We start from the raw sequence: 14,113 nt of genomic DNA, 5'->3' as shown, positions 1-14,113 counted from the left end.
TAACGCGTTAATTATGCGGTCGTCTGCATGACTCGTCACCCTACGACGGTTCCGAAGAGAGCTCCCAGGACATATGTCACACCCGCGGCGGCGCCACCCAGGGCCAGTTGGCGCAGTCCGCTGAACCACCAGGAACGCGCCGTCACCCGCGCCACAACCGCCCCGCAGGCGAAAAGTCCGAGCAGGGCGAGCAGCACCGCCGGCCAGATCGCCGTCGCCCCCAACAGATAAGGAAGAACAGGGAGAAGCGCGCCCAGCGCAAACGATCCGAAGGAGGAAACGGCGGCGACAGCGGGCGAAGGAAGGTCGGACGGGTCTATTCCCAATTCCTCGCGGGCGTGGATCTCCAGCGCCTGCTCGGGGTCCCTGGAGAGCTGTTCGGCGACCTGCCGGGCGAGCTTCGGCTCGACGCCCCGGGACGCGTAGAGGGCCGCGAGCTCCTCCAGCTCGTCCTTGGGGTGCTTGCGCAGCTCGTCGCGCTCGACGGCCAGCTCGGCCAGGACGAGCTCGCGCTGGGAGGCGACCGAGGTGTATTCGCCGGCGGCCATGGAGAAGGCGCCGGCGGCCAGGCCCGCCAGCCCGGTGAGGACGATCGTCTGCGGCAACAGGGAGCCGCCGGCGACGCCGGTCATCAGGGCGAGGTTGGAGACCAGCCCGTCCATCGCGCCGAAGACCGCGGGACGCAGCCAGCCGCCGTTCACATCGCGGTGGGTGTGGTTGTCGCGGTGGGCGACATGTGTCGGAGCCGCGGTGTCCATGATCTCCATGACGGACATATCGGGACCTACTCCCTTCAGCGAGGTGTGGGCCGATGGCGGCGCTTCCCCCTGGAACACCTCGAAGCTATGCGCGAATTCACCCTCCCCGCTAGCAAGGAAGGCCGTACTTACCGCGCTGACCTGCGGTTTTGTCGCGACGCAGAGAGTGTGATCTGAGTCACACGGCATTTCGGGTGGCGATCCGGGATGCCGGGGGGTGCCTTCGCAGGGAGTCGACCGGGTGACCCTGCCGTCTCCGGGAGGAGAGCGGGGCTCGGGCGTGGCACGGATACAGCGCAGTGGTTCGACCCACCCGACGGACAGAAGGGCGCCCGCCATGAGCGCACCGGACCTCCCGGCCGCGGAGCCCAGCGCCGCCGGCGAGCTGCAGGACCGGGCGCGGGGCGCGATGCTCGGGCTGGCGGTCGGCGACGCGCTCGGGGCACCCGCGGAGAACATGAAGCCCTCCCAGATCCGGCGCCGCTGGGGCCGGATCGAGGGGTTCGTCGAGGACGTTCCGGCCGGCACCGACGACACCGAGTACGCGATCTTCTCCGGGCTGCTGCTCGCCGCGCACGGCTCGGCGCTGACCGTCGCCGACGTCGAGGCCGCCTGGCACCAGTGGATCGCGGACCGCGACGAGGGCCCGTTCCGCGGCGCCGGGTTCAGCGAGCGCGGCACGCTGGAGAACCTCCGCCGCGGCCTGGCGGCGCCGATTTCGGCGCAGCACCGGCACGCCTGGAGCGACGGCCTGGCGATGCGCGCCGCGCCGTTCGGGGTGTTCGCCGCCGGACGGCCCGCCGAGGCCGCCCGGCTGGTCGCCATCGACGGCACCGTCAGCCACGACGGCGAGGGGATCTACGGCGGCCGTGCGGTCGCCGCCGGGGTCGCCACCGCCATGGTCGCCCTCCCCCCGGGGCCGTCGACCTCCGGTCCAGGGGGGACCCCCAACCTGGACGCGGTGATCGCCGCCGCGCTCTCCGTCGTCCCCGAGGACTCCTGGACCGCGCGCTCGCTGCGCCGCGCGGTGGGCGCCGCGCAGCGCTGCCGGCACGATCCGGGCATCACCCGACTCGGCACCGAGCGGGCGGTGCGCTCCGCCGTCGTCATCGGCGGCTACCCCTGGACGGACCTGGCCCCCGAAGCCGTCGGCCTCGCCTTCGGGGCGTTCACCGCAGCCCGCGGCGACTTCACCGCCTCGGTGCTGACCGCGGTCAACATGGGCCGGGACGCCGACACCACGGCGGCGGTCGCCGGGGCACTCGCCGGGGCGCTGAACGGGGCCGCCGCGATCCCCGAGTCGTGGACCGCCGCCATCGGCCCGGCCCTCGGCAGCTGTCTGCCGTCGATGGCGGGCTACCACGTGCTGGACATCGCGGACCTGCTCGTCCCGTCGGGGACCGGTGCCGCCGAGCCGGCCGGGGTGGCCGGATGAACGGCCCGGCGACGGACCCGGCCGGCTCGGCCGACATCGCCCGCGCCCGCGGCCGTATCGAGGGCCTGCTGCTCGGGCTGGCCGCCGGCGACGCCGCGGGCTGGCCGGCGGCGCGGCACCGGGCGGCCCGGATGCCCGAGTGGACCCGGCGGCTGACCCGCGAGCTGGACACCTTCGCCGAGCAGAACGCCACCACCACGCTGCCCGTGCCGATCGCCCTCAACCAGCCGCCCGAGCCGCTGCGGCTGGGCCCCTCCGACGACGCCGAGTGGGCGGCCTTCACCGCCGAATCCGTGCTCACCGCGGCCGGGGCGCTGCTCAGCGACCTCGGCCGGGTCCGCCGGATGCGGGCCGCCATCGACCTCGCCTGGAACGCGCTGGCCAGCGAGGTCGCCGCGGCCGCCGACCGGGCGCCGGAAGTGGAGTCCGCGGTGCTGCCGCTGCGCGCCCGGATCTCCGTACGGGCCGGGCTCGGCAACCTCGCGACCGGGCTGCGGCCGCCCGCCACCGGCCACGACAACCCGCACTTCTTCGACGACGCGGCCTGCGTACGGGCCGCCGTCCTCGCCGTCGTCCACCCCGGCGACCCCGCCTCGGCGGCCGAGCTGGCCGAGTACGACGCGCGCTACACCCAGGACGGCGACGGGGTGCACGGCGCCCGCGCGATGGCCGCCGCGGTGGCGGCCGCGCTCGGCGGCGCGACGGCCGGCGACTGTGTGGACACCGCGCTCGACCAGCTCCCCGAGGGCACCGAGATCCGCCGCAACGCGCTGCACGCGGTACGGCTCGCGCGGGAGGTCGCCGCCGATCTGCCCGGCCGTCCGGGCAACGCGTTCGCGCTGGTCCCGGTGCTGGAACACGAGATCGTCGACCACGTCTACAGCTACGGCATCGCGGCGGCCGAAACCGTCCCGGTCGCGCTGGCCCTCGCCGTCGCCTCGGACGGGCTGGTCGCCGAGGCGGTGCCGGCCGCCGCCTGCCTCTCCCGGGTCGCCGACTCGGCGCCGGCCCTCGCGGGGGCGCTGACCGGCGCCCTCGGCGGCGCCCGCGAACTGCCCCCGACCTGGCGCGACGCCTGCCGGGTGCTCTCCGGCTGCGCGCTGCCACGGCTGGCCGGCACCGATCTCGTCGAACTGGCGGGCCTGCTCGCCGGCACCGAACTGACCACACCGGAAGCCCTGCCGCTCCCCGGGACCGAGGACATCGGCCCCGCCCCCGACCCCGCTCCCCCGCCCCCCGGCCCGACCCTGGAAGGACTCGCCCGCGCATGACGGCGACCACCGCGAACACCACCACCCGCCCACCGGCCGACACCCCGTCACCGACCCTGGAGGACCGGGCCGCCGGGTGCCTGGTCGGCGCCGCCGTCGGCGACGCGCTCGGCGGGCCCGTCGAGGGCTGGACACCCGAGCAGATCATGGCGCGGCACGGCGGCCGGGTCACCGGCATCGTCGGCCCGTTCCACGAGGACTGGCGCACCGCCCGCCCCATCGCGCCGTACCACAAGGGCGACGGCCACATCACCGACGACACCCTCATGACGCATGCGCTGGTACGGGTCTACGAGAAGGTCCGCGACCACCTCGACGCCTACGACGTCGCCGACCACCTCGTACCGGATCTGATCGGCACCCCGCGCTGGATCCCCGAGCTGGAGGCCGAGGCGCTGCCGCTGCAACGGATCTTCCTGGCCGAGAAGTGGATCGTGGCACGGCTGCACTACGGGCACGCCGATCCGCGCGAGGCGGGCGTCGGAAACATCGTCAACTGCGGGGCGGCGATGTACATGGCGCCGGTCGGGCTGGTCAACGCCGGGAATCCGGACCGGGCCTACGCCGAGGCGCTGGACATCGCGGGCGCCCACCAGTCCTCGTACGGCCGGGAGGCGGCGGGCGTGTTCGCCGCGGCCGTCGCCGCCGCCTGCGCACCGAACGCCACCCCGGCCACCGTCGTCGACGGCGCGCTCCGGCTCGCCAAGGACGGCACCCGCGCCGCGATCGAGGCGGTCTGCGAAGCGGCACTGCCGCACCGCGACTTCGAGTCCGCGCTGACCCCGCTGCGCGAGGCCGTCGCCCCCTTCGACACGGTGGGCCCCGACTACCGCAACCCGTCGCTGGGCGCCCGCCGCCCGTCCCGGCTGCACGCCATCGAGGAACTGCCCGTCGCGCTGGGCATGCTGCTCGTCGGCGACGGCGACTTCCGCACCACCGTCCTCGGCTCGGTCAACTACGGGCGCGACTGCGACTCGATCGCCACGATGAGCGGTGCGCTGGTCGGGGCGCTGCGCGGCGCCTCGGCGGTGCCCGACGAATGGAGCGCCGAGGTCGCGCGGGCCAGCCGCCTCGACCTGTACGCGCCCGCCGCGGCGCTGGCCAAGGTCACCCGGGAGATCTTCAGCCGTGACCGGGCCCGCCGCAGCGCCCACGAGCGGGCCTTCGCGGCCCTCGCGGGTGCCTGAGATGACCGCCACCGCAGTGCTCCCTGCGGGCCCGGCGCGGCCCCGCCCGCTGCGCCTGACCTGGGTGCAGCCCGAGGATCTGATCGGGCATGAGCTGCGGCAGGCGGCCGAGGACGGCCGGGCGGCCGCCGGGATCGAGCGCCGGTGGCGGTCGGCGGGCGGGGCGTCGGCACCCGACCGGGCGGGCGCCTCGCCGAGCCCGGCGGACCCGGCGCTCCGTGCCCTCGCCGGGCAGCTGCTCGACGAACTCTCCCTGCTGCCCTGCCCGACGGCCGCCGATGAACCCACCGAGCTGACGGCCATTCAGGAGGCGTGCGGGCAGCCGCCGCCGGCCCGCGGCGCCCGGGGCGACGACCGTGACCTGACCTCCCGGCTGGAGGCCGGCTGGCTCGGGCGGGCGGCCGGCTGCCTGCTCGGCAAGCCCGTCGAGAAGCTGCCCCTCAGCGGCATCAGGGCGCTCGCCCGCTCCACCGGGAACTGGCCGCTGACCTCGTGGTTCACCGAACTCGGCCTGGACCGTGCGGTGGCCGCCCGGCACCCCTGGAACCGCCGCAGCAGAGCCACCTCGCTCGCCGAGAACATCGACGGGATGCCCGAGGACGACGACCTCAACTACCCCGTGCTCGGGCTGCTGCTCCTCGAACGCCACGGCCATGACTTCCGCACCACCGACGTGGCCCGGCTGTGGCTGGACGAACTGCCCGCCGGCCGGACCTTCACCGCCGAGCGCCTCGCGTACCGCAATCTCCTCGACGGCATCGAGCCGCCCCGCACCGCCCGCCACCGCAACCCGTTCCGCGAGTGGATCGGCGCGCAGATCCGCGCGGACGTCTTCGGCTGGACGCACCCCGGCGACCCGGGGGCCGCGGCGGCCGCCGCCTGGCGGGACGCCACGCTCAGCCACACCGCGAACGGGGTGTACGCCGCGATGTTCACGGCGGCCGCCGTCGCCGCGGGCGCGGGCGGCAACTCGGAGGTGCACGACGCGCTGCGGGCCGGGCTCGCGGTGATCCCCGGGCGGTCCCGGCTCGCGCGGGCCGTCCGCTTCGGTATCGCGGCCGCCCGCGAGGAGCCGACCGGGACGGCGGCCGGGTTCGCCACCGTCGTCGACCGCCTGCACGCCGCCTACGGGCATTACCACTGGGTGCACGCGGTGCCGAACGCCGCGCTGCTGGCCGCCGCCCTCACCCATGCCGACGGCGACTTCAGCGGCTCCATCTGCCGTGCGGTGTCCGGCGGTTGGGACACCGACTCCAACGGCGCCACGGCCGGCTCGATCACCGGACTGCTCGCCGGCACCCCCGCCGCGCTCCCCGCCCGCTGGACCGAGCCCCTGCACAACCGGCTCGCCACCACGGTCGGCGGGCTGGACGGCGTCGGCTTCGACACCCTCGCGGCACGCACCGCCGCACTGGCCAGGCACCACCCACCGGAGGCTCCCGCACCATGACCGGACCGCACCCCGCCGACCCCGCCGCCGCCCGCCCCCGTCCCGACGCGCCGGCCCCCGGCTCCCCCGGTTCTCCCGGCTCCCCCGGCCCGCTCGCCGGACTCCGGGTGCTCGACCTCGCCACCCTGTTCGCCGGTCCCCTCGCCGCCACCATGCTCGGGGACTTCGGCGCCGAGGTGATCAAGGTCGAGCATCCGCGCCGGCCCGACCCGGCGCGCGGCCACGGCCCCGCCAAGGACGGCATCGGCCTGTGGTGGAAGCTGCTGGGCCGCAACAAGAAGACCATCACCCTCGATCTGTCCACGCCCGGCGGCCGCGAGGTGCTGCTCCGGCTCGCCGCCGAAACGGATGTGATCATCGAGAACTTCCGGCCCGGCACCCTGGAGAAATGGGACCTGGCCTGGACGGAGCTCGCCGCCGTCAATCCCCGGCTGGTGCTCGCCAGGGTCACCGGCTTCGGGCAGTTCGGCCCGTACGCCCACCGCCCCGGCTTCGGCACCCTCGCCGAGGCGATGAGCGGCTTCGCCGCGATCACAGGCCAGCCGGACGGGCCGCCGACCCTCCCGCCGTTCGGCCTCGCCGACTCCATCGCCGCGCTCGCCACGTCGTACGCCGTGATGGCCGCACTGCGCGGGCGCGAAACCACAGGACGCGGCCAGGTCGTCGACATGGCGATCATCGAGCCGATGCTGACCGTCCTCGGCCCGCAGCCCCTCTGGTACGACCAGCTCGGATACGTCCAGGAGCGGACCGGCAACCGCTCCGCCAACAACGCGCCGCGCAACACCTACCGCACCGCCGACGGCTCCTGGGTCGCCGTCTCCACCTCGGCGCAGTCCATCGCCGAACGGGTGCTGCGGCTGGTCGGCCGGCCCGAACTGATCGACGAGCCCTGGTTCGCGACCGGCGCGGGCCGCGCCCGGCACGCCGAGGAGCTCGATACCGCGGTCGGCGACTGGATCGCCCGTCACGACCGCGCCGAGGTGCTCGCCGGCTTCGAGAAGGCGGAGGCGGCCATCGCACCGGTCTACGACATCCGCGATGTGATGGCGGACGAGCAGTACCAGGCGCTCGGGTCGCTCACCGACGTCCCGGACGACGAGCTCGGGACGGTGCGGATGCAGAACGTCCTCTTCCGGCTGTCCGAGACGCCGGGCGCCATCCACTGGGCGGGCCGCGCGCACGGCGCGGACACCGACGAGGTGCTGACCGGCCTCGGCATGACCGGCCCCGAGATCGCCGGGCTGCGCGCGGCAGGTGCCCTGTGACCCTCCGGTGCGAACCCGATACGACCCCGCTGACCTGGCTCTACGCGCCCGGCGACCGTCCGGACGTGGTCGCCAAGGCGCTCCGCAGCGGGGCCGATGTGATCGTCGTCGACCTGGAGGACGCGGTCGCCCCCGACCGCAAGGAACGCGCGCTGCGCGCCACCGCCGAGCTGCTGAGCGACCCGGCGCCAGGACCGGCCCCGGTACACGTCCGCGTCAACGCGCTGGACGGCCCGCTCGCCGCGACCGAGATCCGCACCCTCGCCCCGCTGCCCGGCCTCGCCGGACTGCGGCTGCCCAAGGTGCGCGGCCCGCAGGACATCCACCGGGCCGCGGCCTGGGCCACCGAAGGGGGCCCCGAAGAGGGCCGCCTCCCCGCCCTCTACGCCCTGCTCGAATCCGCTCTCGGCGTGGAGCACGCCTTCGCCATCGCCACCGCGCATCCGGCGCTGCGCGGGATCGCGCTCGGCGAGGCCGACCTCCGGGCGGAACTGGGGCTGCGCAACGAGACGGGGCTGGCCTGGCCGCGCAGCCGGGCGGTGATCGCCGCCCGCGCCGCCGGACTGGCCCCGCCGCCGCAGTGTGTCCACCCCGACGTACGCGACCTGGCAGGGCTTGCCCGGTCCTGCGCACAGGGCCGGGACCTGGGCTTTCTCGGCCGGGCGGCGATCCATCCCCGCCAGCTGCCGGTCATCGAGGCGGCCTATCTGCCCACCGCCGAGGAGATCGAGGCGGCGGAGGAGATCGTCAAGGCGGCCGCGGCGGACGCCGGGGCGCAGGCACTGCCGGACGGCCGGTTCGTGGACGCGGCGGTGGCCGCCGGCGCCCAGCGGGTGCTGGCCCTGGCACATCGCCGCCGCTGAGCCCGGGCCCGTGCGGGCGGGAACGACGAAGCGCCGGGCGGACCCGACGTATCGGGTCCACCCGGCGCTTACCGGCTGCTGACGCGTGGCGTCAGGACTTCTTGGTGCCGCCGCTCCCGGCGGCCTTGGCTGCGTCGCCGTCGGAACCGCCGTCGCCGTCGGACTCCCCGGCCCCGGCGTCCGCGTCGGGCGTCGCCTCCGACCCGGCGTCCTGCTCGGCGGCCTTGCCGTCCTTGCCGTCCTTGCCGTCCGGCTTGCCGTCCGGCTTGCCGTCCTGCTTCGCCTCCGGCTCGGCCTCCGCCGCCTTCTCGACCGAGACCTTGCCGCCTGCGGCGTCCTCGGCGGCCTTGCCGCCCGTGAGGCCGAGTTCCTCCGCCTCGGCCTTTGCGTACTCATCCGGGCCCTCGTCCGCCGCGAGCTGCGCCCCCGGCTCGACGACCGCTTCCCGGCCCGGCCGCTTCTTCGCGGAGACCACCAGGTAGGCGATGGCCAGCAGGCCGACGATCAGCGCGGTCCAGACGTTCAGCCGCATGCCCAGGATGTGGTGCGCCTCGTCGACGCGCATGTACTCGATCCAGGCGCGGCCCGCGCAGTACGCGGCGACGTAGAGCGCGAAGACCCGGCCGTGGCCCATGTTGAAGCGCTTGTCGGCCCACATCACCAGCAGTGCGACACCGATGCACCACAGGCACTCGTAGAGGAAGGTCGGGTGGTAGGTGCCGCCGACCCGTCCGATGGCCGGGTCGGAGCTGATCTCCAGCGCCCACGGCACATCGGTGGCCCGGCCGTAGAGCTCCTGGTTGAACCAGTTGCCCCAGCGGCCGATCGCCTGCCCGAAGGCGAGGCCGGGCGCCAGCGCGTCGGCGTACGCGGGGAGCGGGATGCCGCGCCGGCGGCAGCCGATCCAGGCGCCCACCGCGCCGAGCGCGACCGCGCCCCAGATGCCGAGGCCGCCCTCCCACACCTTGAACGCGTCGAGGGGATGGCCGTCCTTGCCGAAGTACGGCTCGTACGTCGTGATGACGTGGTAGAGGCGTCCGCCGACGAGCCCGAAGGGCACGGCCCATACGGCGATGTCCGCGACGGTTCCGGAGCGGCCACCGCGCTGGATCCAGCGCTTGTTGCCGAGCCAGACGCCGACGAAGACGCCGATGATGATGCAGAATGCGTAGCCGCGCAGCGGGATCGGGCCGAGATGTACGACACCGGTCGACGGGCTGGGAATGAATGCGAGGTCCATGGCAGGACCGACGCTACCGCGCCGGGCGGGGTCGGCGGCAACCCACCCCGGCCACGGCTCCGTAACGACCCTGCCGTATCGCCCCGTGACACTGCGTGTCCGGCGGTGGTGCCTACGGCGCTGACGGCTTGCCCGTCATGGCCGAATGCCCCGGCTTCGCCGGGCTCTCCGGCGCCTGCGGACTCGCCGGCTTCGCCGGCTGCTTCCCCTTGTTGGCGTCCCGCACCATCTTCTTGAGCACCGCCGGGGTGACCTGCCCGCCCTTGACCTTCGACAGGTCCGTGCCGTTGAGCAGGACGGTGGGCGTGCCGTGGAGTCCCGACTTGGTGAAGGCGGTGTTGGACTGCTCCACGAAGCCGTCGTACCTGCCGTCGTTGACGCACTTGGTGAAGGCGGGGGTCACCAGTCCCTTGACCTTGCCGGCGAGCTGGAGGAGGTACTGCTTGTCGGCGAACTTGTCCTGTGTCTCGGGCGGTTGGCTGGAATAGAGCACGTCGTGGTACTCGCGGAACCGGCCGACGTCCTGGGCACAGAGCGCGGCGTTGGCCGCGTTGTGGGAGCCCTTGCCGCCGACATTGCCGTCGATGATCGTCGCGAGGTGGTACTCGGTCTTCAGCTGGCCGGAATCCACCAGCTCGTGGATGACCGGGCGGAAGCCGGTCTCGAACTGCCGGCAGGCGGGGCAGCGGAAGTCCTCCCACACGGTGAGGGTGGAGGGGGCGTCGGCCCGGCCCACCGGGACGGCGGGCTTGTCGCCGTCGCTCGCCGCCTTCGGGAGGACCATCTCGTTGTCGGTTCTGCTTGTCTCGTTGCCGGCCGACACCGCCCAGACCGCGATGCCGCCACCGACCGCCAGCACCGCGATCACCGCTACGGCGACCTTCAGCTGGCGGCCGCGCCGGGCGCGTGCCTTCTCCTTCGCACGCTGTGCCTGCAGTCGCTCACGGGCGCTGCTCTGTCCCTCAGGATTCTTCTGGCTCACGCTCTTGGACAACGAAGCGGAGGGGTGCCCTCGCACCCCTCCGCACCGATGTTCGCCCTATCGAGGGACGCCGCCCCTTGGCGGGCTGCGGCTAGTCGCGCTTGCGTACGCCCTCGGCCAGCTGTCCTGCCAGGGCGCGGACCCCGGCGACACCGGCCGCCGGGTCGCCGTCCGCCTCCAGCAGCCGCTTGACGAACGCCGAGCCGACGATCACGCCGTCCGCGAACCGGGCCACCTCGGCGGCCTGTTCGGGGTTGGAGACGCCGAGCCCGACGCACACCGGGAGGCCACGTTGGGCCGCCGGGGTGGCGCGGGTGCGGGCCACCAGGTCCTGCGCCTCGCGGCCGACGGACTCGCGGGTGCCGGTGACGCCCATCAGCGACGCGGCGTAGACGAAGCCGCTGCCGGCCTCGGTGATCTTGGCCAGCCGCTCGTCCCGGCTGCTCGGCGCGACCACGAAGACGGTGGCCAGACCGTGCTGCTCGGCGGCCTTGCGCCACACCTCGGACTCCTCGACCGGCAGGTCGGGCAAAATGCAGCCGGCGCCGCCCGCCTCGGCCAGATCGGCCGCGAACCGCTCGACACCGTAGCGGTCGACGGGGTTCCAGTAGGTCATGCAGAGCACCGGCGCCCCGGTGGCGGTGTGCACCTCGCGGACCGTACGGATCACGTCGACGATCTTCACACCGCCGCGCAGCGCGATGTCGTCGGCGGTCTGGATCACCGGGCCGTCCAGGACCGGGTCACTGTGCGGCAGCCCGACCTCGACGATGTCGCAGCCGCCGTCCAGCATCGCGATCATGGCCTGCACACCGCCGTCCACGGTCGGGAAACCGGCCGGGAGATAGCCGACGAGCGCGGCGCGGTTCTCCGAACGGGCCTGGGCCAGCACGGAGTTGAGCAGTTCCAGATTGCCCGCCATCACTTCTCCCCCTCGCTGTTGTCGCCGTCGTACAGTCCGAAGTAGCGGGCGGCGGTGTCCATGTCCTTGTCGCCCCGGCCGGAGAGGTTGACCAGCAGCAGGCCCTCCGGGCCCAGCTCGCGGCCCAGCTCCAGGGCGCCGGCCAGCGCGTGCGCGCTCTCGATCGCCGGGATGATGCCTTCGGTGCGCGACAGCAGCCGCAGCGCCTGCATCGCCTCGTCGTCGGTGACGGCGCGGTATTCGGCGCGGCCGACGTCCTTGAGGTAGGCGTGCTCCGGGCCGATGCCGGGGTAGTCCAGACCGGCCGAGATCGAGTACGGCTCGGTGATCTGGCCGTCCTCGTCCTGGAGGACGTAGGAGCGGGAGCCGTGCAGGATGCCGGGGGTGCCCTCGGTGAGGGTGGCCGCGTGCTCGCCGGTGTCGACGCCGTGCCCGCCCGGCTCGCAGCCGATCAGGCGGACGGTGTCGTCGCCGAGGAAGGCGTGGAAGAGGCCGATGGCATTGGAGCCGCCGCCGACGCAGGCGAGGGCGGCGTCCGGCAGCCGGCCCGCGCGCTGCAGGATCTGCCGCCTGGCCTCGACGCCGATGACCCGGTGGAAGTCGCGGACCAGGGCCGGGAAGGGGTGCGGTCCGGCGACCGTGCCGAAGAGGTAGTGGGTGCGGTCGACGTTGGCGACCCAGTCCCGGAACGCCTCGTTGATGGCGTCCTTGAGGGTGCGGCTGCCGGATTTCACGGCGATGACCTCGGCGCCGAGCATCCGCATCCGGGCGACGTTGAGCGCCTGGCGCTGGGTGTCGATCTCGCCCATGTAGATGGTGCATTCGAGGCCGAAGAGGGCGCAGGCGGTCGCGGTGGCGACGCCGTGCTGGCCGGCGCCGGTCTCGGCGATGACCCGGGTCTTGCCCATCCGCTTGGTGAGCAGCGCCTGGCCCAGCACGTTGTTGATCTTGTGCGAGCCGGTGTGGTTGAGGTCCTCGCGCTTGAGGAACACCCGGGCCCCGCCCGCCTGTTCGGCGAACCTGGGCACCTCGGTGAGCGCGCTGGGGCGCCCGGTGTAGTTGACGAGCAGGTCGTCGAGCTCGGCCGCGAACGCGGGGTCCGCCTTGGCCTTCTCGTACTCGGCGGCGACCTCGTCGACCGCGGCGACCAGCGCCTCGGGGATGAACTTGCCGCCGAAGGCACCGAAGTAGCCCTCGGGGCTGGGCACGCGCCCCTCGGGGTCGGGAATGAAGAATTCGGAGGACATCTGACGCACTCCTCTACCGGGGCAACCGCCCCGGAAGTCCGGTTATGTCGGGATGTGGGCATCACGGTATGCGGGCGCGCAGGCACCCCGCGACGGGGTGGGCCGGGGCAGGAGCCGTGGATGGTCCCGCCCGGTGGAACGCACAGGGCCGTATCCCGGAATCGGAGATACCGGTTCCGCGGAAAGGGCTGCGCGTCAGCGCGCGAACCCCGGGCGCCATCGCATGCCGTTGATCTGTCCCGGCTCGGATCCGATGTGATACCTCACCCGGCGTCCGTGGACCCGTCGCGCGGGCGCCCGGCAGCCGCGCGGCCGGCAGCCGCGGCCCAGCGCCGGATAGGGAACGCGGGCGGCCCCCGCCGCGGCACGCACGCCGACCGGGCCCGGGTGCACTCCCCGGGCCGGGCGGCGGAGCCTCGCGACGGTGGCGGTCATGTCTGTGTACGCCCTGCCCGGCCGCTCAGGACCGGCCGTGCCGGATCGCCGGGTGGGAGCCCGCGGCGACCAGGTCCGCGACCGCGGTCTTGGGGTCCTTGCCGGTGACCAGGGATTCGCCGACGAGGACCGCGTCCGCGCCGTCGTTGGCGTAGGCGATCAGGTCGTGCGGCCCGCGCACCCCGGATTCGGCGATCTTGACGATGTGGTCCGGGATCTCGGGGGCGACCCGGGCGAAGTTGCCGCGGTCGACCTCGAGGGTCTTCAGGTTGCGGGCGTTGACGCCGATGATCCGGGCGCCGGCGTCCACCGCGCGCTGGACCTCTTCCTCGTCGTGCACCTCGACCAGCGGCGTCAGCCCGATCGACTCGGCCCGCTCGATGAGCGAGACCAGCGCCTCCTGCTCCAGCGCGGCGACGATCAGCAGCGCCAGGTCGGCGCCGTAGGCACGGGCCTCCCACAGCTGGTAGGCGGTGACGATGAAGTCCTTGCGCAGGACGGGGATGTCGACCCGGGCGCGTACCGCCTCCAGGTCGGCCAGCGAGCCGCCGAACCGGCGCTCCTCGGTGAGCACGGAGATGGCCGCCGCGCCGCCCGCCTCGTAGTCGGCGGCGAGCCCGGCGGGGTCGGCGATCGCGGCCAGCGCGCCCTTGGACGGGCTGGAGCGCTTCACCTCGCAGATCACCGTCACGTTCTCGCCCTTGAGGGCCGCCACGCCGTCCTTGGCCGGGCGTGCCTTCTGGGCCCGCTCCTTGAGCTCGTCGAGGCTGACACGCGCCTGCCGCTCGGCGAGGTCGGCGCGGACCCCGTCGATGATCTCGTCGAGCACACTCACGCGAGCGGCCTCCTTCTAGAACGGTGGAGGTGGACAGGGACCCATGGGGCGAAAAGCAGTCCCAGCAGGCACTCCGATGGTATCCGCCATGGGGCACAGGTCTCGCATCCGGTTGACCGTGATCCCACCACCTGGACATCTCCGGGTTTCGTGGTGGTTTGTGCGGCGGCCCGCACCACGGCTCGGGCGCGCTCGGTGCCGTACGGGGCGGCCCGCGCAG

General features: G+C 73.9%; 13 protein-coding genes. 6 read left to right on the top strand and 7 right to left on the bottom strand.

Annotated elements, in window-relative coordinates:
- Window positions 1-35: 35 nt before the first annotated feature.
- Window positions 36-767 (bottom strand): VIT1/CCC1 transporter family protein, encoded by a 732-nt coding sequence (locus tag FCH28_RS21240; RefSeq protein WP_136741878.1) that lies wholly within the window; start codon window positions 765-767, stop codon window positions 36-38.
- A gap of 328 nt (window positions 768-1,095) precedes the next feature.
- Here FCH28_RS21240 and FCH28_RS21235 point away from each other — a divergent pair, with 328 nt between their 5' ends.
- From FCH28_RS21235 to FCH28_RS21210, 6 genes are read left to right on the top strand one after another with little or no spacing between them, the layout of a single operon-like run.
- Window positions 1,096-2,193: an ADP-ribosylglycohydrolase family protein gene (locus FCH28_RS21235; RefSeq protein WP_136741659.1), complete on the top strand. Its 1,098-nt coding sequence runs from the start codon at window positions 1,096-1,098 to the stop codon at window positions 2,191-2,193.
- Window positions 2,190-3,464 carry an ADP-ribosylglycohydrolase family protein gene (locus tag FCH28_RS21230; RefSeq protein ID WP_246103060.1) on the top strand — a complete coding sequence of 425 codons (1,275 nt, stop codon included), beginning with the start codon at window positions 2,190-2,192 and terminating at the stop codon, window positions 3,462-3,464. The genes FCH28_RS21235 and FCH28_RS21230 overlap by 4 nt, the downstream gene beginning before the upstream one ends.
- Entirely contained in the window at window positions 3,461-4,651 is a 1,191-nt protein-coding gene (locus tag FCH28_RS21225; protein WP_136741658.1) for an ADP-ribosylglycohydrolase family protein, read from the top strand. The genes FCH28_RS21230 and FCH28_RS21225 overlap by 4 nt, the downstream gene beginning before the upstream one ends.
- Before the next feature lies 1 nt (window position 4,652).
- On the top strand, window positions 4,653-6,101 hold the full coding sequence (locus FCH28_RS21220) for an ADP-ribosylglycohydrolase family protein (RefSeq protein WP_136741657.1): 1,449 nt from the start codon (window positions 4,653-4,655) through the stop codon (window positions 6,099-6,101).
- Window positions 6,098-7,369 carry a CaiB/BaiF CoA transferase family protein gene (locus tag FCH28_RS21215; protein WP_136741656.1) on the top strand — a complete coding sequence of 424 codons (1,272 nt, stop codon included), beginning with the start codon at window positions 6,098-6,100 and terminating at the stop codon, window positions 7,367-7,369. Before FCH28_RS21220 ends, FCH28_RS21215 begins: the two co-directional genes overlap by 4 nt.
- Window positions 7,366-8,232 (top strand): HpcH/HpaI aldolase/citrate lyase family protein, encoded by an 867-nt coding sequence (locus FCH28_RS21210; protein ID WP_136741655.1) that lies wholly within the window; start codon window positions 7,366-7,368, stop codon window positions 8,230-8,232. The genes FCH28_RS21215 and FCH28_RS21210 overlap by 4 nt, the downstream gene beginning before the upstream one ends.
- A 91-nt stretch (window positions 8,233-8,323) precedes the next feature.
- Here the strand turns inward: FCH28_RS21210 and lgt are convergent, their stop codons facing one another.
- The 6 genes from lgt to trpC all read right to left on the bottom strand — a co-directional run bounded on the left by lgt (window position 8,324) and on the right by trpC (window position 13,893).
- Window positions 8,324-9,472 carry a prolipoprotein diacylglyceryl transferase gene (lgt, locus tag FCH28_RS21205; protein WP_136741654.1) on the bottom strand — a complete coding sequence of 383 codons (1,149 nt, stop codon included), beginning with the start codon at window positions 9,470-9,472 and terminating at the stop codon, window positions 8,324-8,326.
- 112 nt (window positions 9,473-9,584) lie between these two features.
- The gene (locus tag FCH28_RS21200) at window positions 9,585-10,454 is read right to left on the bottom strand and encodes a DsbA family protein (protein ID WP_136741653.1); all 870 of its coding nucleotides are present in this window, start codon (window positions 10,452-10,454) and stop codon (window positions 9,585-9,587) included.
- Window positions 10,455-10,545: 91 nt separating this feature from the next.
- Entirely contained in the window at window positions 10,546-11,376 is an 831-nt protein-coding gene (gene trpA / locus FCH28_RS21195) for a tryptophan synthase subunit alpha (protein ID WP_136741652.1), read from the bottom strand.
- Window positions 11,376-12,623, bottom strand: a complete 1,248-nt coding sequence (gene trpB / locus FCH28_RS21190) for a tryptophan synthase subunit beta (RefSeq protein WP_136741651.1) — start codon at window positions 12,621-12,623, stop codon at window positions 11,376-11,378. The genes trpA and trpB overlap by 1 nt, the downstream gene beginning before the upstream one ends.
- Before the next feature lie 195 nt (window positions 12,624-12,818).
- Window positions 12,819-13,058 carry a tryptophan biosynthesis modulator TrpM gene (gene trpM, locus FCH28_RS39300; RefSeq protein ID WP_136741650.1) on the bottom strand — a complete coding sequence of 80 codons (240 nt, stop codon included), beginning with the start codon at window positions 13,056-13,058 and terminating at the stop codon, window positions 12,819-12,821.
- 25 nt (window positions 13,059-13,083) lie between these two features.
- Entirely contained in the window at window positions 13,084-13,893 is an 810-nt protein-coding gene (trpC, locus tag FCH28_RS21180) for an indole-3-glycerol phosphate synthase TrpC (RefSeq protein WP_136741649.1), read from the bottom strand.
- Window positions 13,894-14,113 lie beyond the last annotated feature (220 nt).

This window comes from Streptomyces piniterrae (assembly GCF_005048155.1).
GTDB classification, from domain to species: domain Bacteria; phylum Actinomycetota; class Actinomycetes; order Streptomycetales; family Streptomycetaceae; genus Streptomyces; species Streptomyces piniterrae.
Note: the sequence above shows the minus strand (reverse complement) of the source record. Positions and strands in the feature narration are given on the sequence as shown.

Excerpts from the sequence above, each read along its gene's own strand:
- trpA (WP_136741652.1), bottom strand. The coding sequence starts at position 11,376 with ATGGCGGGCAATCTGGAACTGCTCAACTCCGTGCTGGCCCAGGCCCGT.
- FCH28_RS21230 (WP_246103060.1), top strand. The coding sequence starts at position 2,190 with ATGAACGGCCCGGCGACGGACCCGGCCGGCTCGGCCGACATCGCCCGC.
- lgt (WP_136741654.1), bottom strand. The coding sequence starts at position 9,472 with ATGGACCTCGCATTCATTCCCAGCCCGTCGACCGGTGTCGTACATCTC.
- FCH28_RS21215 (WP_136741656.1), top strand. The coding sequence starts at position 6,098 with ATGACCGGACCGCACCCCGCCGACCCCGCCGCCGCCCGCCCCCGTCCC.
- FCH28_RS21225 (WP_136741658.1), top strand. The coding sequence starts at position 3,461 with ATGACGGCGACCACCGCGAACACCACCACCCGCCCACCGGCCGACACC.
- FCH28_RS21235 (WP_136741659.1), top strand. The coding sequence starts at position 1,096 with ATGAGCGCACCGGACCTCCCGGCCGCGGAGCCCAGCGCCGCCGGCGAG.
- FCH28_RS21220 (WP_136741657.1), top strand. The coding sequence starts at position 4,653 with ATGACCGCCACCGCAGTGCTCCCTGCGGGCCCGGCGCGGCCCCGCCCG.
- trpM (WP_136741650.1), bottom strand. The coding sequence starts at position 13,058 with ATGACCGCCACCGTCGCGAGGCTCCGCCGCCCGGCCCGGGGAGTGCAC.
- FCH28_RS21240 (WP_136741878.1), bottom strand. The coding sequence starts at position 767 with ATGGAGATCATGGACACCGCGGCTCCGACACATGTCGCCCACCGCGAC.
- trpB (WP_136741651.1), bottom strand. The coding sequence starts at position 12,623 with ATGTCCTCCGAATTCTTCATTCCCGACCCCGAGGGGCGCGTGCCCAGC.